Consider the following 18,442-nt stretch of genomic DNA (forward strand, 5'->3'; position numbering starts at 1 on the left):
TTTCGCCGGTTGCTGGCAAAAGGCTAAGCTAGTGAGCAATCAGTGTTGGCCCTGTCGGCACTTGTCATGATTTCTCTGCCCGGATGTCTCATGCGCAGTCGCCTTTTCAGCCTTTTATCCTGCCTGCTTCTTTCCGCCGCTGCCGCCCAATCCACCCAGGCGGCAGACCTGACCCTGCAACGCCAGTACTACGACGAAGCCAAGCGCGCCCTGGCCAAGGGTGATTCCGGACCCTACTTCCGTTACGCCGATGCGCTGCGCGACTACCCGCTGGAGCCCTACCTGGCCTACGACGAACTCACTGCCCGGCTCAAGAGCGCCAGCAACGCCGAGATCGAGAAATTCCTCGCCGAACACGGCGACCTGCCCCAGGCCAACTGGATGAAACTGCGCTGGTTGCGCTGGCTGGCCGAACGCGGCGACTGGGCGACCTTCACCAAGTACTACGACCCCAAGCTCAACTTCACCGAACTCGACTGCCTCAACGGCCAGTACCAGCTGGGCCACAACCTCAAGGCCGAGGGCTACGCCACCGCCGAAAAGCTCTGGCTGAGCGGCAAGTCCCAACCTGCGGCCTGCGACGGCCTGTTCGGCCAGTGGGCCGCCGAGGGCCAGCTGACCGAACAAAAGCGCTGGCAGCGGGCCAAGCTGGCGGCCGAGGCGCGCAACTACGCCCTGGCCAACAGCCTGGTCAACAGCATGACCACCCTGGCGCCCCAGGGCCGCCTGCTGGTGGACGTGGCCCAGAAACCGGAGCTGCTGAGCCAGCCCTCACGCTTCCAGCCCGCCAACGAAGCCATGTCCGATGTGGTCGGCCTTGGCCTGCGCCGCCTGGCCCGCCAGGACCCGGACAAGGCCATGGCCCTGCTCGACGGCTATGCCAGCAGCATGCACTTCTCCCGTGACGAAAAAGTGGCCATTGCCCGCGAGATCGGCCTGACCCTGGCCCGGCGCTTCGACAGCCGCGCCCTGGACGTGATGACCAAGTACGATCCCGAGCTGCGGGACAACACCGTGTCCGAATGGCGCCTGCGCCTGCTATTGCGCCTGGCGCGCTGGGAAGATGCCTATCAGCTGACCCGCAAGCTGCCCCAGGAGCTGGCCAGCACCAACCGCTGGCGCTACTGGCAGGCGCGCAGCCTGGAACTGGCGGAACCGAAGAACCCCCAGGCCCAGGCACTGTTCAAGGGCCTGTCCCGGGAGCGGGACTTCTATGGCTTCCTCGCCGCCGATCATGCCAAGGCGCCCTACCAGTTGAACAACCAGCCGCTGATGCTCAGCCAGGCGGTGATCAACAAGGTACGCAACACTCCCGGCGTGCGTCGCGCCCTGGAGCTCCATGCCCGGGGACAGATCGTCGACGGGCGTCGCGAGTGGTACCACGTCAGCCGGCATTTCAACCGCGACGAAATGGTCGCCCAGGCCCGCTTGGCCTATGACCTGAAGTGGTACTTCCCGGCCATCCGCACCATCAGCCAGGCCCAGTACTGGGACGACCTGGACATCCGCTTCCCCATGGCCCACCGCGATACCCTGGTGCGCGAAGCCAAGGTCCGTGGCCTGCATTCCAGCTGGGTGTTCGCCATCACCCGCCAGGAAAGCGCGTTCATGGACGACGCCCGCTCCGGTGTCGGCGCCAGCGGCCTGATGCAACTGATGCCCGGCACCGCCAAGGAAACCGCGCGCAAGTTCAGCATTCCCCTGGCCTCGCCGCAGCAAGTGCTGGATCCGGACAAGAACATCCAGCTGGGCGCGGCCTACCTGAGCCAGGTCCACAGCCAGTTCAACGGCAACCGGGTGCTGGCCTCCGCAGCCTACAACGCCGGCCCCGGCCGGGTGCGCCAGTGGCTCAAGGGCGCCGACCACCTGAGCTTCGACGTGTGGGTGGAAAGCATCCCCTTCGACGAAACCCGCCAGTACGTGCAGAACGTCCTGTCCTATTCGGTGATCTACGGCCAGAAGCTCAATTCACCGCAACCGCTGGTGGATTGGCACGAACGCTACTTCGACGACCTCTGATCTCCCGCCCAAGAAAAAGCCCGCATGATTGCGGGCTTTTTCGTCTCTGCGCCTGTCCCTTGCAATCCTCCGTGGCTGGCGAGGACTACGTCCTCGTGCGCACCATCAAGCCCGGTGAACTCAAGAACCGTCACTGAACTGTAGTGCCGCCAGGCGCGCATACAGCGGGCTGTCGGCAATCAATTGCTGGTGCGTACCTACCGCCACCAGCCGGCCCTGGTCCATGACCACGATTCGATCGGCATTCTTCACCGTGGCCAGCCGATGGGCGATCACCAGGGTGGTGCGATTCTGCATCAGGCTCGGCAAGGCTTGCTGGATCAGGTGTTCGCTCTGCGCATCCAGGGCACTGGTGGCCTCGTCCAGCAGCAGGATCGGTGCATCCACCAGCAGCGCCCGGGCGATCGCCAGGCGCTGGCGCTGGCCTCCGGACAGGCCCTGCCCACCATCGCCCAGGTGAGTCTGGTAGCCCTGGGGCATCTGCTCGATGAACTCATGGGCATAGGCGATCCGCGCCGCCTCCCGGACTTGCTCCGCAGTCGCGCCAGGATTGCCGTAGCGCAGGTTCTCCTCGATGCTGCCGAAGAACAGCGCCGGATTCTGCGACACCAGGGCGAAGCAACGCCGCAGGTCCTGCGGATCGAGGTTGGCCAGGGGCACGCCATCCAGCAGGATCTGCCCCTGCTGTGGATCGTAGAAACGCAGCAGCAAGTCATACAAGGTGGACTTGCCAGCCCCCGAGGGCCCGACCAGGGCCAGGGTCTCCCCGGCGCGGATGTTCAAGGACAAGCCATCCAGGGCATAGCGATCCGCTCGTGAGGGATAGGCAAAGCGCAGGTTCTCCAGTTGCAGCTCACCCCTGACCCGGGCCGGCAAGCGGACCAGCCCGGCGCTCGGCGCCTGGATGATGCTCTGCTCCCGCAGCAGCTCGGCGATCCGCTCCGCAGCCCCTGCCGCCCGTTGCAGCTCGCCGATCACCTCGCTCAGGGTACCGAAGGCGCTGCCGACGATCAGGCTGTAGAACACGAAGGCCGCCAGCTCGCCGGCGGAAATTCGCCCGGCGATCACATCCATGCCGCCGACCCAGAGCATCACCCCCACGGCGCCCAGCACCAGGACGATGACCAGGGTGATCAGCCAGGCACGCTGGATGATGCGCTGGCGCGCGGTATGAAAAGCGTCCTCTACCGTCAGGGCGAAGCGCCGTTCGTCCTCGGCCTGGTGGTTGTAGGCCTGGACCGTCTTGATCTGCCCGAGGGTTTGCGCCACGTAGCTGCCCACATCGGCGATCCGATCCTGGCTCACGCGCGACAGGCTGCGCACCCGGCGACCGAAAAGCAGGATCGGCACCAACACCAGCGGCAGGGCGATCACCACGATGCTGGTGAGCTTGGGATTGGTGATGAACAGCAGGACTATGCCGCCCAGGACCATCAGTGCATTACGCAGGAACAACGACAGCGAAGATCCAATCACCGACTGCAGCAGCGTGGTGTCCGCCGTCAGGCGGGACTGGATTTCCGAGCTGCGATTGTTCTCGTAGAAACCCGGGTGCAAGTAGATCAAGTGGTTGAACACCTGGCGCCGGATGTCCGCGACGCAGCGCTCGCCAATCCACGACACCAGGTAGAAACGCACGAAGGTGCCCACGGCCAGCGCCAGCACCAGCAGCAGGAACAGGCCGATGGTCTGGTTCAGCAGGTGCGGCGACTGGGTCATGAAGCCCTGGTCCACCAACAGGCGGATGCCCTGCCCCATGGATAGGGTGATGCCCGCGGTGAGCACCAGGGCCAGCAAGGCCCCCAGCGCCTGCCAACGGTAGGGAGCGATAAAGCGACTGGCCAGGCGCAAGGCCCGGCGATGACGAGAAGAGAGCATGCCGTTCATCCATTGACGCGCCGGCGATCGCCCCACGGCAGCGCCGGTAACGGGATGAATTCGCAGGAACTTTGGTAAATCGCAATGAGTCAGGTTGATTATGACCGGTAACGCTAGCACCTAGAGGTTATCGGTCTAATCCGCGACTGGCACTCCTGCGGTATTTCTGATGGAGTGAAGTTACCGGACCTGCCCTGGCGCTGGTCTGTAACAGCCCGGTCACCCGGTCATTCTAAAGTAAGCACACAACCTGATGAGGAGACAGGCCATGTCCTTGCAACACAGCAGCAATGACAAGATTCAAGTGATCCGTACCCAGCCCAACCAGTCTCTGGGTTGTGCCATCATCGATGCCCAGGGCCGCGAAGTACCTATTACTGAAGACATGATCCAGAACGCCTGCCGCGAACTGGAAAAGCGACTGGTCAAGCCTGCTCGGCAAGATTGACACATAGCCTCACGTCCTCTTGACCCGGCCTGGTGGCCGGGTTTTTTATGCCCGCGGTTCAGGCCAGCGTGGCCCCCAATGCCCGGACGATCCGCTGCAGATCCGCCGACTCGCCCTGGATCCGCACCTGCAGGCCGTCGATCTCCCGGCGCTGCGGGTAGTGCTTGCGCAACCCGTCGAAGGCGCTGCGCTGCTGCGCGACATCGTCGGACAAGCTCCGGCGAAAATCCGCATCGTCGCGACGCGGGTCGTACACCGCCCGGCAAATCGTCGCCAGGGCCCAGGCCGGATCGGCCTTGGCATCCAGGCTGACCTGCACCACCCACGGCGCTGGCAGCAGGCTCTCCAGCAGGACCTGCTCGGCATGGCCGAAGTGCCGGCAGAACGCCTGGTAGATCTGCGCCGTACCACGCTGCTTGCCATCCAGGCTGTAGCCGGCGATATGCGGCGTGGCCAGCACGCACAAATCCGCCAGGGCAGTGTCCACCGTCGGCTCTTGCTCCCAGACATCCAGCACCGCCTGCAGGTCCTCACGCTGCAGGAGCACTTCACGCAGGGCACTGTTGTCCACCACCGGGCCTCGTGCTGCGTTGATCAGCCAGGCGCCCTGGCGCAGCCGCCCCAGGCGCTGGCGATCCAGCAGGTGCCAGGTACGGTGTTCACCATCGCGGGTCAGCGGCGTATGCAGGCTGATGACGTCGCAACGCTCGAGCAACTGCTCCAGGCTGACGTAGTCACCGCCCTCCAGCGCCTGGCGCTGCGGATCGCAGACCAGCACCTGCCAGCCCAGGCCACGCAACACTTCGATCAAGCGGCCACCGACCTCACCAGCGCCGACCACGCCATAGCAGCGGCGCGACAGGTCCACGCCCTCGATCTCGGCCAGGGTCAGCAAGCTGCCCAGCACGTAGTCCACCACCCCGCGGGCGTTGCAGCCCGGAGCGCTGGACCAGGCAATGCCGGCCTGCTGGAAGTAGTCCAGGTCCAGGTGGTCGGTACCGATGGTGCAGGTTCCGACGAAGCGCACCGGGGTGCCCTCGAGCAAGGCACGATCGACCTGGGTCACCGAACGCACCAGCAGCACATCCGCCTGGGCCACGCTGGCGCGATCGATGGCGCGCCCGGGAAAGCGCCGGATCTCGCCGAACCCGGCAAAGAATTCATCGATCAGGGGAATGTTTTCGTCGGCAACGATCAGCATGGCAGGCTCCTCTTGGGGAGGCGCAGTTTAGGCCCAGATCACCCGGCGAACCAGCACGGCTTGCAGGCGCGAAGGCAATCGAGGCCCGTATTACAAATCCACAACACGGGACTTATCCCAGGCATGGCGGCAACGCGTAGACTGTCGCGTCCCGCGCAACACACCTATGGACGCTTCGCCCCGTGAATTCCGTGACCGACTCCGCCGCCACCCTCTCCACCAGCCGCCCCGCCCGGGTCGGCCGCGAGCTGAAAGACCTGCTGGTACTGGCCCTGCCCATCATGATCGCCCAGGTGGCCACCACCGCCATGGGCTTCGTCGATGCGGTGATGGCCGGGCGAGTGGGCCCCCGCGATCTGGCGGCCGTGGCCCTGGGCAACTCGATCTGGATCCCGGTGTTCCTGTTGATGACCGGCACCCTGCTGGCCACCACCCCCAAGGTCGCCCAGCGTTTCGGTGCCAACAAGCTCGAGGAGATCGGCCCGCTGGTGCGCCAGGCGTTGTGGCTGGCCGTGGCGGCCGGGATCTCGGCCATGCTGATCCTCATCAGCGCCGAGCCAGTGCTGCACTTGATGAAGGTCGATCCGGAGCTGATCGAGCCGTGCATGGGCTACCTGCATGGCATCGCCAGCGGCCTGCCGGCGGTGGCCCTGTATTACGTGCTGCGCTGCCTGAGCGATGGCCTGGGGCGTACCGTGCCGAGCATGGTCATCGGCCTCTGCGGCCTGGCCCTGAACATTCCCATCAACTACATCTTCATCTATGGCCACTTCGGCGTGCCGGCCATGGGTGGCGTTGGCTGCGGCTGGGCCACGGCGATCGTGATGTGGGCAATGATGCTGGGCATGGCCGGCTGGGTCCGCTGGGCGCCGGCCTATCGCAAGATCCAGCTGTTCGGCCGTTTCGAGTGGCCGCGATCGACGGTGATCAAGCGCCTGCTGGGCGTCGGCCTGCCCATCGGCATCGCCGTGTTCGCCGAGTCGAGTATCTTCGCGGTGATCGCCCTGCTGATCGGCAGCCTGGGCGCCACGGTGGTGGCCGGACACCAGATCGCCCTCAACGTCAGCGCCCTGATGTTCATGATTCCCTACTCCCTGGCCATGGCCGTGACCGTGCGCGTCGGCCAGTCCCTGGGGCGCCAGGAACCGCGCAACGCCCGCTTCAGCGCCGGGGTCGGCATGGCGACGGCGCTGGCCTATGCCTGCCTGTCGGCGAGCCTGATGTTTTTCCTGCGCGAGCCCATCGCCTCGATCTACACCACCGATCCGCTGGTGATCCAGGTGGCGTCGATGCTGATCGTGTACGCGGCGCTGTTCCAATTCTCCGATGGCATCCAGGTGACTGCCGCCGGCGCGCTGCGCGGTTACCAGGACACCCGGGTGACGATGATCCTGACCCTGTTCGCGTATTGGGGTATCGGGTTGCCGGTGGGTTATGCCCTGGGCCTGACCGAATGGTTCGGTGCGCCCCGGGGGCCAAGCGGCCTGTGGGAAGGCCTGATCGTCGGCTTGAGCTGCGCCGCGCTGATGCTGTCGATCCGCCTGGTGCGCAGTGCACGCAAGCAGATCCGCAGCAGCCGCTCGGCGAGTTAATCGAGTTTCTTGCGGATCCAGTAGAGATAGGTGCCCGCGTCTTCCTCCTGTGCCACCAGTTCATGGTCGAGGAAGACGCAGAACTTGGGGATGTCGCGGCGGGTGGACGGGTCGGTGGCGATCACCTTCAACAACCCGCCCGGCGGCAGGTCACGAATATGCTGGTGCAACATCATCACCGGCTCGGGGCAATTGAGGCCGGTGGCGTCGAGGGTACCGTCTACCGGCGTATCGATGATCTGACTCATGGTTCACTCCTGAAACTGGCCGGCATTGTCGCGCAATGCCGGCCATGTGGCGAGGGGCTCAGCGGGAACGGGCAGGCTTGGTGTCCAGGCGCCGCAGGTGGCAGGTCACCTCCTCGCGGTCGTGGTACAGCTGCTTGCAGCCGATGGCCACGCGGATGCCCCGGGCCTTGAATCCATCCTCGATCCGCTCCAGCAGGCGCTTGACCTCGGCATAGCGCTGCTTCATCGGCAGCTTCAGGTTGACCACCGCCTCGCGGCAATGCCCCTCGCCGATCCAGGTCTCCAGCAAGGCTGCGTTGCGCGCCGGCTTCTCGACGATGTCGCAGACCATCCAGTCCACCGGTTGCCGGGGCTGGTAGGTGAAGCCGTCAGCCATCAGGTGCTGGACCAGGCCGGTGTCCATCAGGCTCTCGGCCATCGGCCCATTGTCCACCGCAGTCACCAGCATGCCGCGATTGACCAGCTGCCAGGTCCAGCCGCCCGGGGCGGCTCCCAGGTCGACCCCGGTCATGTCGCTGTGCAGGCGCTCGTCCCACTGCTCTCGCGGAATGAAATGATGCCAGGCCTCTTCGAGCTTCAGGGTCGAGCGGCTAGGAGCCTCCCGGGGGAACTTCAGCCGTGGGATGCCCATGGGCCACATCGCCGAGTTGCCGGCATCGGCCAGCCCGACGAAGACTTCCCGCCCGCTCTTGAAGGTCAGCAGCAGGCGCGGCAAGCCAGCATCCTCCACCAGCTTGCCGGCGCCCTTGAGCGCCTTGCGCAGCGGACCTTCGAATTTCTTGCAGAAGTTCGACAGCTCCTTGCCGTCGTTGGTATCCACCACTTCCAGCCACAGGCTGCCGCACTGCGGGAAAGCGTCCAGGTGGGCCAGGATCACGCTGATGCGGTCGGTTTCCGGCAGCTCGACGAAAGCGCCCCGCGCCCACTGCCGGGGAAAGATCAACTGGGAAAAACGCAGTCCCTGCATCAGCCGCTGCGCGCCGTCGTCCTCGCTGCAGATGAACTCGGCGCAGGCGGTGCCCGGCTTGGCCCTGGCATATCCGGCGACATGCAAATGGGCCGCATGATCAGCGATCTCCGAGCAGACCTCGCCTTCGAAACCGGGACGGCAATGGATAAACAGGGTGTTCATGGAATCTCCTGGGCGTTGGCGATCAATCGTTGCGCAAACCTGCCCGAAAGTGCCCCGGATCAACGAAACGGAGCACGCGCAAAGCCTGTCACGAAAAACGGCGCATGATAACCGAGTTAGGAACCTTGGGCTGAACCCAGCAGTCCAGTGATTAGCGATAAGACCCAAACAGAGCTAGGTTAACTCTCTGTCCGTATCACAGGCCCGTAGCCGTGCGGGCCAGAAGGAGTCGTTCAATGCCATCCCTCGATAGCCTGAAAACCCTCAAGACCCTGAAAGTCGACGACAAGACCTATCACTATTTCAGCCTGCCGGACGCAGCGCGGAGCCTGGGCGATATCGATGCCCTGCCCATGTCGCTCAAGGTCCTGCTGGAGAACCTGCTGCGCTGGGAGGACAACGAGACCGTCACCAGCGACGATCTGAAGGCCCTCGCCGCCTGGCTCAAGGAGCGCCGCTCCGACCGCGAGATCCAGTACCGCCCGGCGCGGGTGCTGATGCAGGACTTCACCGGGGTGCCCGCGGTGGTCGACCTGGCCGCCATGCGCGCGGCCATGGCCAAGGCCGGTGGCGATCCGCAACGGATCAACCCGCTGTCGCCGGTGGACCTGGTGATCGACCACTCGGTGATGGTGGACAAGTTCGCCAGCAGCAGCGCCTTCGAACAGAACGTCGACATCGAAATGCAACGCAACGGCGAACGCTACGCCTTCCTGCGCTGGGGCCAGAGCGCCTTCGACAACTTCAGCGTGGTACCGCCGGGCACCGGCATCTGCCACCAGGTCAACCTGGAATACCTGGGGCGCACCGTCTGGAGCAAGGACGAGGACGGCCGCACCTATGCCTTCCCCGACACCCTGGTGGGCACCGACTCCCACACCACCATGATCAACGGCCTGGGCGTGCTGGGCTGGGGCGTGGGCGGGATCGAGGCCGAAGCGGCAATGCTCGGCCAGCCGGTGTCGATGCTGATTCCGGAGGTCATCGGCTTCAAGCTCACCGGCAAGCTCAGGGAAGGCATCACCGCCACCGACCTGGTGCTGACCGTGACCCAGATGCTGCGCAAGAAAGGCGTGGTGGGCAAATTCGTCGAGTTCTACGGTGATGGCCTGGCCGACCTGCCCCTGGCCGACCGCGCCACCATCGCCAACATGGCCCCTGAATATGGCGCCACCTGCGGGTTCTTCCCGGTGGACCAGGTGACGCTCGACTACCTGCGCTTGTCGGGCCGCCCGGCCGAACTGGTGAAACTGGTCGAGGCCTACAGCAAGGCCCAGGGCCTGTGGCGCCTGCCGGGCAAGGAACCGGTGTTCAGCGACAGCCTGGCCCTGGACATGGGCACCGTCGAAGCCAGCCTCGCCGGACCCAAGCGGCCCCAGGACCGGGTGGCCTTGCCGGATGTGGCCCAGGCCTTCAGCGACTTCCTCGACCTGCAGTTCAAGCCCACCAGCAAGGAAGAAGGCCGCTTGGAAAGCGAAGGCGGCGGTGGCGTCGCCGTGGGCAATGCCGACCTGGTCGGCGAGACCGACTACCAGCATGAAGGCCAGACCTACCGCCTGAAGAACGGCGCGGTGGTGATCGCCGCCATCACGTCCTGCACCAATACCTCCAACCCCAGCGTGATGATGGCCGCCGGGCTGGTGGCCAAGAAGGCGCTGGAAAAGGGCCTGCAGCGCAAGCCCTGGGTCAAGAGCTCCCTGGCGCCCGGTTCCAAGGTGGTGACCGACTACTACCAGGCTGCCGGCCTGACCACCTACCTCGACCAACTGGGCTTCGACCTGGTGGGTTACGGCTGCACCACCTGCATCGGCAACTCCGGCCCGCTGCTGGAACCGATCGAGAAGGCCATCCAGACCTCCGACCTGACGGTCGCCTCGGTGCTGTCCGGCAACCGCAACTTCGAAGGCCGGGTGCATCCGCTGGTGAAGACCAACTGGCTGGCCTCGCCGCCCCTGGTGGTGGCCTATGCCCTGGCCGGCACGGTACGCATCGACCTCAGCCGCGAGCCCCTGGGCCAGGGCAAGGATGGCCAGCCGGTGTACCTGAAGGACATCTGGCCCAGCAGCCAGGAAATTGCCGACGCCGTCGCCCAGGTCAACACCCGGATGTTCCACAAGGAGTACGCCGAGGTGTTCGCCGGCGACGCCCAGTGGCAGGCCATCGAGGTCCCCCAGGCCGCGACCTATGTCTGGCAGGACGACTCGACCTATATCCAGCACCCACCGTTCTTCGACGACATCGCCGGCGCCCTGCCCGAGGTCAAGGACATCAATGGCGCACGGGTCCTGGCGCTGCTCGGGGATTCGGTGACCACCGACCATATTTCCCCCGCCGGCAACATCAAGGCCGACAGCCCCGCCGGGCGCTACCTGCGGGACAAGGGCGTGGAACCCCGGGACTTCAACTCCTATGGCTCGCGGCGCGGCAACCATGAAGTGATGATGCGCGGTACCTTCGCCAACATCCGCATCCGCAACGAAATGCTCGGCGGCGAGGAAGGCGGCAATACGCTGTACATCCCCACTGGCGAGAAAATGGCGATCTACGACGCGGCCATGAAGTACCAGGCCATGGGCACGCCACTGGTAGTGATTGCCGGGCAGGAGTACGGCACCGGCTCGAGCCGCGACTGGGCGGCCAAGGGCACCAACCTGTTGGGGGTCAAGGCGGTGATCGCCGAGAGCTTCGAGCGTATCCACCGCTCCAACCTGGTGGGCATGGGCGTGCTGCCGCTGCAGTTCAAGGCCGGCCAGGATCGCAAGAGCCTCAAGCTCAGCGGCCGCGAGACCCTGGATATCCTCGGCCTCGGCGGCACGCAACTGGCCCCGCGGATGAACCTGCAACTGGTGATCACCCGCGAGGATGGCAGCCGGGAGCAGATCGAGGTGCTGTGCCGCATCGACACCCTGAACGAAGTGGAATACTTCAAGTCCGGAGGGATCTTGCACTACGTCTTGCGCCAATTGATCGCGGCCTGACCCATGACAGCCACAGACACCGCCTTCGGGCGGTGTCTTTCATTGGGTTAACGCATACAAATCGACTGGTTATAATGCCCGACCGCAAAACCTGACTACCCGGTCACAGCAACGACTACAGATCAGGCACCGGGCAACGTCTCTGCAATACCCCTTCTTTCGCAACAAGGATTCCCCATGACCGCTCTGCCATGGATGTACCTGGCACTCCTTTCCCTTGGCTATGCGCTGGCCCTGAGCTATGGACAACTGGGGCTGCTGGCCGCCCTCCCGCTCTTGCTGTTGTTGTGCGCAGGCTTGGCCGTACGCCAGCAGCGCAGCCCCATCGGCCGATACCTGGGTCACAGCCTGTTCGTGGTCGTCGCCCTGGCCCTGGCGATGCACTGGCTACCCGGCTTCTACAACGGACGCGCCATCGACCCGCAACGCCTCACCGATGACGCCGTGCCGTTTTCCCTGTACCTGAACCAGGACAAGCCGCTGATCGGCTTCTGGCTGTTGCTGGCCTGCCCCTGGATCGTCGGTCGTCGCTCCCTGCGCCTGTCGCTGTACGCCGGTGCCCTGGCCCTGCTCTTGTGCGCCATCGCTGCGCTAGGCGGCGCCTTGCTGCTGGGCATCATCGACTGGGCCCCCAAATGGCCGGAACAGGCCTGGCTATGGGTACTGAACAACCTGCTGCTGGTGACACTGGTGGAAGAGGCGCTGTTCCGGGGTTATATCCAGGGTGGCCTGAGCCGACGCCTGCAACACCTGCCCTACGGCGAGAACCTGGCCCTGCTCGCCTCGGCCCTGCTGTTCGGCCTGGCGCACCTGGGAGCCGGCTGGCAATGGACGCTGCTGGCGAGCGTCGCCGGGATCGGGTACGGTCTGGCCTATCGGTTCGGGGGCCTGGGAGCCGCGCTGGCCACCCACTTCGGACTGAACCTGCTGCATTTCGGGCTTTTCACCTATCCGATGCTCGCCGGATAGGTCCGGACACTGCAAAACCGCAAGCAAATTGCCCAAACCAGTACTTCAGAAGTATTGACTGCCAAGGAAGAAGGTCAATGATTAGCCCCTCGCCAACGCCGGTGGATGCCGGCGCCGCATACGACGACACAACACACTCTGCCAATGAGACCGAATGCCAATTATTGAAAAATAGTTTCAATAATAAGCCGAAGCGGCCGATCACTTATCAAAGCCTTGCGGATTGAAAAAACATGCGTAATAACCAGCCTGTCACTCAGCGCGAACGTACCTTCCCGGCTCAACAACGGTTGATTTCCACGACCGATGCCAAGGGCGTCATCACCTACTGCAACGACGCCTTCGTCGAGATCAGTGGGTTCTCCCGCGAAGAACTGGTTCGCGCGCCGCACAACCTGGTACGCCATCCGGATGTGCCAGCGGCGGTATTCGCCCACATGTGGACCACCTTGAAACAAGGCTTGCCATGGATGGGTATCGTCAAGAACCGCTGCAAGAGCGGCGATCACTACTGGGTCAACGCCTACGTGACCCCGGTGTTCGAGGGCAGCAAGGTGGTGGGCTACGAATCGGTGCGGGTCAAGCCCTCCGCCGAACAGGTGCGCCGCGCCGAATCCCTCTACAAGCGGATCAACCAGGGCAAGTCGGCCATTCCCAAGCGCGACAAGTGGCTGCCGATACTGCAAGACTGGCTGCCGTTCATCCTGGTCAGCCAACTGAGCTTCATGATCGGTGCCTGGCTCAACTCCCACTGGGGCTTCGTCCTGGCCGCCGGTCTCTCGGTGCCGCTGGGCCTGCTGGGCCTGACCTGGCAACAGCGTGGCCTCAAGCGCCTGCTGCGCCTGGCCGAACAGACCACCTCGGACCCACTGATCGCGCAGATGTACACCGACAGCCGGGGTGCCCAGGCGCGCCTGGAGATGTCGATCCTCAGCCAGGAGGCACGCTTGAAAACCTGCCTGACCCGACTGCAGGACACCGCCGAGCACCTCAACGAGCAGGCCCGCCAGTCCGATACCCTGGCCCACAACAGTTCCAGCGGCCTGGAGCGCCAGCGCCAGGAGACCGAGCAGGTCGCCACCGCGGTCAACCAGATGGCGGCCACCACCCAGGAAGTGGCCAGCCACGTGCAGCGCACCGCCGACGCCACCCAGGAAGCCAATCGTCTTACCGGGCGCGGCCGCAATATCGCCGGGGAAACCCGTGAAGCCATCCAGCGCCTGTCGGTGGTGGTGGGCGAGACCGGCCAGACCGTAACCCAGCTGGCCAAGGACAGCGACGAAATCGGCGGCGTGGTGGACGTGATCAAGGGCATCGCCGACCAGACCAACCTGCTGGCGCTGAACGCCGCTATCGAAGCGGCCCGGGCCGGGGAGATGGGTCGCGGCTTCGCCGTGGTGGCAGACGAGGTGCGCCAGCTGGCGCAACGCACCAGCGAGTCCACCGGGCAGATCCACGCCCTGATCGCCAAGCTGCAGCAAACCGCCGCCAGTGCGGTGCAGACCATGGATGCCGGCCATCGCCAGGCCGAGGAAGGCGTGGCCCGGGTGCTGGAAGCCGACCAGGCGCTGGTGGGCATCAGCGAAGCGGTGGCCAACATCACCGACATGACCACCCAGATCGCCGCCGCCACCGAAGAGCAAAGCTCGGTGGCCGAGGAGATCAGCCGCAACATCAGCACCATCGCCCAACTGGCGGACCAGACCTCGGAGCAGGCCCAGCATTCGGCCGAACTCAGCGAGGCCCTGACCCGTACTGCACATACCCAATACTCGCTGGTGGAGCGGTTCAACCGCTGATCCAGCAAGGGGCATTAAAAAAACCGGAAGCAGGCGCCTCCGGTTTTTTTATGCCCCGCCAGACCCGGCGTTCAGCCTGCCGCCCGTAGGAACCCGGCAACCCTGGCCGCGGCGGACTCCAAATGCTGCTCGTGGCTGCACCCCGAGGCCTTGAGGGGCTTGAGATCGTGGTCGGCCGCCACCAGCCATTCCAGCTCGATGGCCGGCGCCAGGGTATAGGCCTCCACCGCCGGGCGATTACCCAGGGCATCGCGTTCGCCCTGGACGATCAGCGTCGGCGTAGCCAGTTCGGCCAGGTGCGCCACCCGGGGCTTTTCCGGTTTGCCGGCCGCATAGAAGGGATACCCCAGGCAAACCAGGGCATCGGCTTGCAGCTCGTCGGCCAGCAAGCTGGCCATCCGCCCGCCCATGGACTTGCCACCCACCGCCAGCACCCCGGCGGCATAAGGTCGCACCTGGGCATACACCTCGCGCCAGCACTCCAGGAGCCTGGGCGCCGGGTTCGGAGGACGCTTGCCGCCGTCCAGGCGACGCTGGGCCATGTAGGGGAACTCGAAGCGCAAGACGTTTACCCCATGCCTGGCAAGGCGTTCAGCGATCTGCTCCATGAACCCGCTGTCCATCGGCGCTCCAGCACCGTGAGCCAGGATCAAGGTCGGTGACGTGCCCGGGGTCGCGCTCGCCGCGACGTCCCACAACCAGCCCCGTTCCCGCACGCACTGCGCCCATTGATCCCCGTCAATACTGGCCTTGTGCTCATTGCTCATGCTTGCCTCGCTTTTAGTCTGCCTATAACTCCAGACGAAGTGGGCGCGCCGTGCCGCGCGCAGTCGCTTTCACTTCAGCTGAACCGTGGATGGGGAACCATGAACACTTCTATCAGTACCGCCTACAACTACAAGGTGGTCCGCCAATTCGCCATTATGACGGTGGTGTGGGGCATCGTCGGCATGGGACTCGGGGTTTTTCTCGCAGCCCAGTTGGTGTGGCCCGAACTCAACTTCGATCTGCCGTGGACCAGCTTCGGTCGCCTGCGGCCATTGCACACCAACGCAGTGATCTTCGCCTTCGGTGGCTGTGCACTGTTTGCCACGTCGTTCTATTCGGTGCAGCGCACCTGCCAGACCACGCTGTTCGCGCCGAAAATCGCCGCGTTCTGCTTCTGGGGCTGGCAGCTGGTGATCCTGCTGGCGGCCATCAGCCTGCCATTGGGCTACACCAGCTCCAAGGAATACGCCGAACTGGAATGGCCGATCGATATCCTGATCACCATTGTCTGGGTGGCCTACGCCATCGTGTTCTTCGGCACCCTGGTCAAGCGCAACACCAAGCACATCTATGTGGGTAACTGGTTCTTCGGTGGCTTCATCATCACCGTGGCCATCCTGCATATCGTCAACAACCTGGAACTGCCGGTCAGCCTGACCAAGTCCTACTCGCTGTATGCCGGTGCGACCGATGCCATGGTGCAATGGTGGTACGGCCACAACGCCGTGGGCTTCTTCCTGACCGCGGGCTTCCTGGGGATGATGTACTACTTCGTGCCCAAGCAGGCCGAGCGTCCGGTCTACTCCTATCGCCTGTCGATCGTGCACTTCTGGGCACTGATCACCCTGTACATCTGGGCCGGTCCGCACCACCTGCACTACACCGCGCTGCCGGACTGGGCGCAGTCGCTGGGCATGATCATGTCGCTGATCCTCCTGGCTCCGAGCTGGGGCGGCATGATCAACGGCATGATGACCCTGTCGGGCGCCTGGCATAAGCTGCGCAGCGACCCGATCCTGCGCTTCCTGGTGGTGTCCCTGGCGTTCTACGGCATGTCGACCTTCGAAGGTCCGATGATGGCGATCAAGACCGTCAACGCCCTCTCCCACTACACCGACTGGACCATCGGCCACGTACACGCCGGCGCCCTGGGCTGGGTTGCGATGATCTCCATCGGTTCGCTGTACCACCTGATTCCGAAAGTCTTCGGTCGCGAGCAGATGTACAGCCTCGGCCTGATCAACACCCATTTCTGGCTGGCCACCATCGGCACCGTGCTCTACATCGCCTCGATGTGGGTCAACGGCATCGCCCAGGGCCTGATGTGGCGTGCAGTCAACGAAGACGGCACCCTCACCTACTCCTTCGTCGAAACCCTGGTGGCCAGCCACCCAGGCTTCATCGTGCGACTGGTCGGTGGGGCGATCTTCCTCAGCGGCATGTTCCTGATGGCTTACAACACCTGGCGCACCGTGCGTGCCGCGGCGCCAGCCGAAGTCAACGCCGCTGCGCAGATGGCCTGAGGAGTCCGCCATGAAACACGAAACGATTGAGAAAAACGTCGGCTTGCTCATGCTGCTGATGGTCTTCGCGGTGAGCATCGGCGGTCTGACCCAGATCGTCCCGCTGTTCTTCCAGGACGTCACCAACAAGCCGGTGGAAGGCATGAAGCCCTACACCGCGCTGCAACTGGAAGGCCGCGACATCTACATCCGCGAAGGCTGCGTACAGTGCCATTCGCAGATGGTCCGTCCGTTCCGCGCCGAAACCGAACGCTATGGCCACTACTCGGTAGCCGGTGAAAGCGTCTGGGATCATCCATTCCTGTGGGGTTCCAAGCGTACCGGTCCGGACCTGGCCCGGGTTGGCGGCCGCTACTCCGACGACTGGCACCGTGCGCACCTGTACAACCCGCGCAACGTCGTGCCCGAGTCGAAGATGCCAGCCTACCCATGGTTGGTGACCGCACCGGTGGACAGCAGCCATACCGAAACCAAGCTCAAGGTCATGCGTACCCTCGGCGTGCCTTACACCGACGAAGACATCGCCGGTGCGACCGCCTCGCTCAAGGGCAAGACCGAGATCGACGCCCTGGTGGCCTACCTGCAAGTGCTTGGCACTTCGATCAAGAGCAAGAGGTGAGCCATGGGCTTTGCACTCGATAGCGGCATGATCCGCGGGCTCGGGACCCTGGTAGTGATGATCGCCTTCGTCGGCTTGTCGATCTGGGTGTTCAACACCAAGCGCAATCCCGAGTTTGCCCAGGCACGCCTGCTGCCCTTCGCCGATGACCCGGCGGCGAGCACTTCATCTGATGACGCTCAACCACAAGAGCCTGCAACAAGGAGCATTCGGCCATGACCACCTTCTGGAGTACGTGGATCTGCGTACTGACCATCGGCAGCCTGATCGGCCTGACCTGGCTGCTGGTCGGCACCCGTCGGGGTGAAACCAAGGGCAGCGTGGACCAGACCATGGGTCACGCGTTCGATGGCATCGAGGAATACGACAACCCCCTGCCGCAATGGTGGTTCCTGCTGTTCGCCGGCACCCTGGTGTTTTCCGTTGGCTACCTGATCCTCTATCCGGGCCTGGGCAACTGGAAAGGCGTCCTGCCGGGCTATGAGGACGGCTGGACCCAGACCAAGGAATGGGAAAAGGAAATGGCCAAGGCGGACGTGAAGTTCGGTCCGATCTTCGCCAAATTCGCCGCCATGCCCGTGGAAGAAGTCGCCAAGGACCCCCAAGCCTTGAAAATGGGCGGTCGCCTGTTCGCCTCCAACTGCTCGGTCTGCCACGGCTCCGACGCCAAGGGTGCCTTCGGCTTCCCGAACCTGGCCGACGATAACTGGCGCTGGGGTGGCGATGCCCAGACCATCAAGGCCACCATCATGGGCGGACGCATGGCCGCGATGCCGGCCTGGGGTGAAGTGCTCAAGGAAGACGGCGTGAAGAACGTCGCCGCCTATGTGCGTCATGAACTGGCCGGCCTGCCGCTGCCAGCCGATAACGACGCTGACCTGGTAGCCGGCCAGCAAGCCTTCAGCACCACCTGCGTGGCTTGCCACGGTGCGAATGGCAAGGGCACCGCCATCATGGGCGCGCCGGACCTGACCCAGCCAGCCGGCTTCATCTACGGCACCAGCCTGGCCCAACTGCAACAGACCATCCGCCATGGTCGCCAGGGCCACATGCCGGCGCAGAGCGAACTGCTGGGCAACGACAAGGTGCAGTTGCTGGCGGCCTACGTGTACAGCCTGTCCCACGGCAGCAAGCCGCAAGCTGCAAGCGGTCAGTAAAGCAACACCAACAAGCTGCGGGTTTACCCGCAGCTTGTCCCCTGAAGTTCCCCTCGCCTCTTTGCGACCAAGTGTCGCACCCCTCTACCCCGCCACGTTTGCACCCATTCG

Annotated in this window: 15 protein-coding genes; 10 read left to right on the forward strand and 5 right to left on the reverse strand. The window is 64.3% G+C overall.

All coding sequences use genetic code 11. From position 1 onward, the window contains the following. The first annotated feature begins 90 nt into the window (after positions 1–90). The gene (locus ACK6AU_RS19155; protein ID WP_409300700.1) at positions 91–2,019 is read left to right on the forward strand and encodes a transglycosylase SLT domain-containing protein; all 1,929 of its coding nucleotides are present in this window, start codon (positions 91–93) and stop codon (positions 2,017–2,019) included. Between the two features lie 120 nt (positions 2,020–2,139). Here the strand turns inward: ACK6AU_RS19155 and ACK6AU_RS19160 are convergent, their stop codons facing one another. Then, a complete protein-coding gene (locus ACK6AU_RS19160; RefSeq protein ID WP_409300702.1) occupies positions 2,140–3,906 on the reverse strand; it encodes an ABC transporter transmembrane domain-containing protein in 1,767 nt (588 codons plus the stop codon). Between the two features lie 259 nt (positions 3,907–4,165). Here ACK6AU_RS19160 and ACK6AU_RS19165 point away from each other — a divergent pair, with 259 nt between their 5' ends. After that, positions 4,166–4,345 carry a PA1571 family protein gene (locus ACK6AU_RS19165; protein ID WP_011060254.1) on the forward strand — a complete coding sequence of 60 codons (180 nt, stop codon included), beginning with the start codon at positions 4,166–4,168 and terminating at the stop codon, positions 4,343–4,345. Positions 4,346–4,403: 58 nt separating this feature from the next. Here the strand turns inward: ACK6AU_RS19165 and pdxB are convergent, their stop codons facing one another. Next, positions 4,404–5,546: a 4-phosphoerythronate dehydrogenase PdxB gene (gene pdxB / locus ACK6AU_RS19170; RefSeq protein WP_409300704.1), complete on the reverse strand. Its 1,143-nt coding sequence runs from the start codon at positions 5,544–5,546 to the stop codon at positions 4,404–4,406. 182 nt (positions 5,547–5,728) lie between these two features. Here pdxB and ACK6AU_RS19175 point away from each other — a divergent pair, with 182 nt between their 5' ends. Further along, a complete protein-coding gene (locus ACK6AU_RS19175) occupies positions 5,729–7,138 on the forward strand; it encodes an MATE family efflux transporter (protein WP_409300706.1) in 1,410 nt (469 codons plus the stop codon). Here ACK6AU_RS19175 and tusA read toward each other — a convergent pair. Next, positions 7,135–7,386, reverse strand: a complete 252-nt coding sequence (tusA, locus tag ACK6AU_RS19180) for a sulfurtransferase TusA (RefSeq protein ID WP_022643338.1) — start codon at positions 7,384–7,386, stop codon at positions 7,135–7,137. The genes ACK6AU_RS19175 and tusA overlap by 4 nt on opposite strands. Positions 7,387–7,444: 58 nt before the next feature. After that, complete coding sequence (rlmM, locus tag ACK6AU_RS19185) at positions 7,445–8,518, reverse strand: 23S rRNA (cytidine(2498)-2'-O)-methyltransferase RlmM (RefSeq protein WP_185699626.1); 1,074 nt, start codon at positions 8,516–8,518, stop codon at positions 7,445–7,447. 236 nt (positions 8,519–8,754) lie between these two features. Here rlmM and acnA point away from each other — a divergent pair, with 236 nt between their 5' ends. From acnA to ACK6AU_RS19200, 3 genes are all read left to right on the forward strand, one after another. Then, entirely contained in the window at positions 8,755–11,496 is a 2,742-nt protein-coding gene (gene acnA / locus ACK6AU_RS19190) for an aconitate hydratase AcnA (protein ID WP_409300709.1), read from the forward strand. 177 nt (positions 11,497–11,673) lie between these two features. Continuing rightward, positions 11,674–12,465: a type II CAAX prenyl endopeptidase Rce1 family protein gene (locus ACK6AU_RS19195; RefSeq protein ID WP_409300711.1), complete on the forward strand. Its 792-nt coding sequence runs from the start codon at positions 11,674–11,676 to the stop codon at positions 12,463–12,465. A gap of 233 nt (positions 12,466–12,698) precedes the next feature. Continuing rightward, a complete protein-coding gene (locus ACK6AU_RS19200; protein ID WP_185699623.1) occupies positions 12,699–14,264 on the forward strand; it encodes a PAS domain-containing methyl-accepting chemotaxis protein in 1,566 nt (521 codons plus the stop codon). A 71-nt stretch (positions 14,265–14,335) separates the two neighbouring features. Here the strand turns inward: ACK6AU_RS19200 and ACK6AU_RS19205 are convergent, their stop codons facing one another. Beyond that, entirely contained in the window at positions 14,336–15,031 is a 696-nt protein-coding gene (locus ACK6AU_RS19205; protein ID WP_409300713.1) for an alpha/beta family hydrolase, read from the reverse strand. Positions 15,032–15,130: 99 nt separating this feature from the next. Between ACK6AU_RS19205 and ccoN the strand changes: the two genes are divergently transcribed. From ccoN to ccoP, 4 genes are read left to right on the forward strand one after another with little or no spacing between them, the layout of a single operon-like run. Then, on the forward strand, positions 15,131–16,555 hold the full coding sequence (ccoN, locus tag ACK6AU_RS19210) for a cytochrome-c oxidase, cbb3-type subunit I (RefSeq protein ID WP_226525385.1): 1,425 nt from the start codon (positions 15,131–15,133) through the stop codon (positions 16,553–16,555). 10 nt (positions 16,556–16,565) lie between these two features. Next, complete coding sequence (ccoO, locus tag ACK6AU_RS19215) at positions 16,566–17,174, forward strand: cytochrome-c oxidase, cbb3-type subunit II (protein WP_022643331.1); 609 nt, start codon at positions 16,566–16,568, stop codon at positions 17,172–17,174. A gap of 3 nt (positions 17,175–17,177) precedes the next feature. After that, positions 17,178–17,393: a cbb3-type cytochrome c oxidase subunit 3 gene (locus ACK6AU_RS19220; protein WP_022643330.1), complete on the forward strand. Its 216-nt coding sequence runs from the start codon at positions 17,178–17,180 to the stop codon at positions 17,391–17,393. Continuing rightward, the gene (gene ccoP, locus ACK6AU_RS19225; protein ID WP_185699621.1) at positions 17,390–18,331 is read left to right on the forward strand and encodes a cytochrome-c oxidase, cbb3-type subunit III; all 942 of its coding nucleotides are present in this window, start codon (positions 17,390–17,392) and stop codon (positions 18,329–18,331) included. The genes ACK6AU_RS19220 and ccoP overlap by 4 nt, the downstream gene beginning before the upstream one ends. The last annotated feature ends 111 nt before the right edge of the window (positions 18,332–18,442 follow it).

Source organism: Pseudomonas sp. KCJK8993 (assembly GCF_046230915.1).
In the GTDB taxonomy this organism is placed as follows: domain Bacteria; phylum Pseudomonadota; class Gammaproteobacteria; order Pseudomonadales; family Pseudomonadaceae; genus Aquipseudomonas; species Aquipseudomonas piscis.

What these genes read in the sequence shown, in the direction of transcription:
- ACK6AU_RS19155 (WP_409300700.1), top strand. Translation starts at nt 91, where the DNA reads ATGCGCAGTCGCCTTTTCAGCCTTTTATCCTGCCTGCTTCTTTCCGCC.
- ACK6AU_RS19160 (WP_409300702.1), bottom strand. Translation starts at nt 3,906, where the DNA reads ATGAACGGCATGCTCTCTTCTCGTCATCGCCGGGCCTTGCGCCTGGCC.
- ACK6AU_RS19165 (WP_011060254.1), top strand. Translation starts at nt 4,166, where the DNA reads ATGTCCTTGCAACACAGCAGCAATGACAAGATTCAAGTGATCCGTACC.
- pdxB (WP_409300704.1), bottom strand. Translation starts at nt 5,546, where the DNA reads ATGCTGATCGTTGCCGACGAAAACATTCCCCTGATCGATGAATTCTTT.
- tusA (WP_022643338.1), bottom strand. Translation starts at nt 7,386, where the DNA reads ATGAGTCAGATCATCGATACGCCGGTAGACGGTACCCTCGACGCCACC.
- rlmM (WP_185699626.1), bottom strand. Translation starts at nt 8,518, where the DNA reads ATGAACACCCTGTTTATCCATTGCCGTCCCGGTTTCGAAGGCGAGGTC.
- acnA (WP_409300709.1), top strand. Translation starts at nt 8,755, where the DNA reads ATGCCATCCCTCGATAGCCTGAAAACCCTCAAGACCCTGAAAGTCGAC.
- ACK6AU_RS19195 (WP_409300711.1), top strand. Translation starts at nt 11,674, where the DNA reads ATGACCGCTCTGCCATGGATGTACCTGGCACTCCTTTCCCTTGGCTAT.
- ACK6AU_RS19200 (WP_185699623.1), top strand. Translation starts at nt 12,699, where the DNA reads ATGCGTAATAACCAGCCTGTCACTCAGCGCGAACGTACCTTCCCGGCT.
- ACK6AU_RS19205 (WP_409300713.1), bottom strand. Translation starts at nt 15,031, where the DNA reads ATGAGCAATGAGCACAAGGCCAGTATTGACGGGGATCAATGGGCGCAG.
- ccoN (WP_226525385.1), top strand. Translation starts at nt 15,131, where the DNA reads ATGAACACTTCTATCAGTACCGCCTACAACTACAAGGTGGTCCGCCAA.
- ccoO (WP_022643331.1), top strand. Translation starts at nt 16,566, where the DNA reads ATGAAACACGAAACGATTGAGAAAAACGTCGGCTTGCTCATGCTGCTG.
- ACK6AU_RS19220 (WP_022643330.1), top strand. Translation starts at nt 17,178, where the DNA reads ATGGGCTTTGCACTCGATAGCGGCATGATCCGCGGGCTCGGGACCCTG.
- ccoP (WP_185699621.1), top strand. Translation starts at nt 17,390, where the DNA reads ATGACCACCTTCTGGAGTACGTGGATCTGCGTACTGACCATCGGCAGC.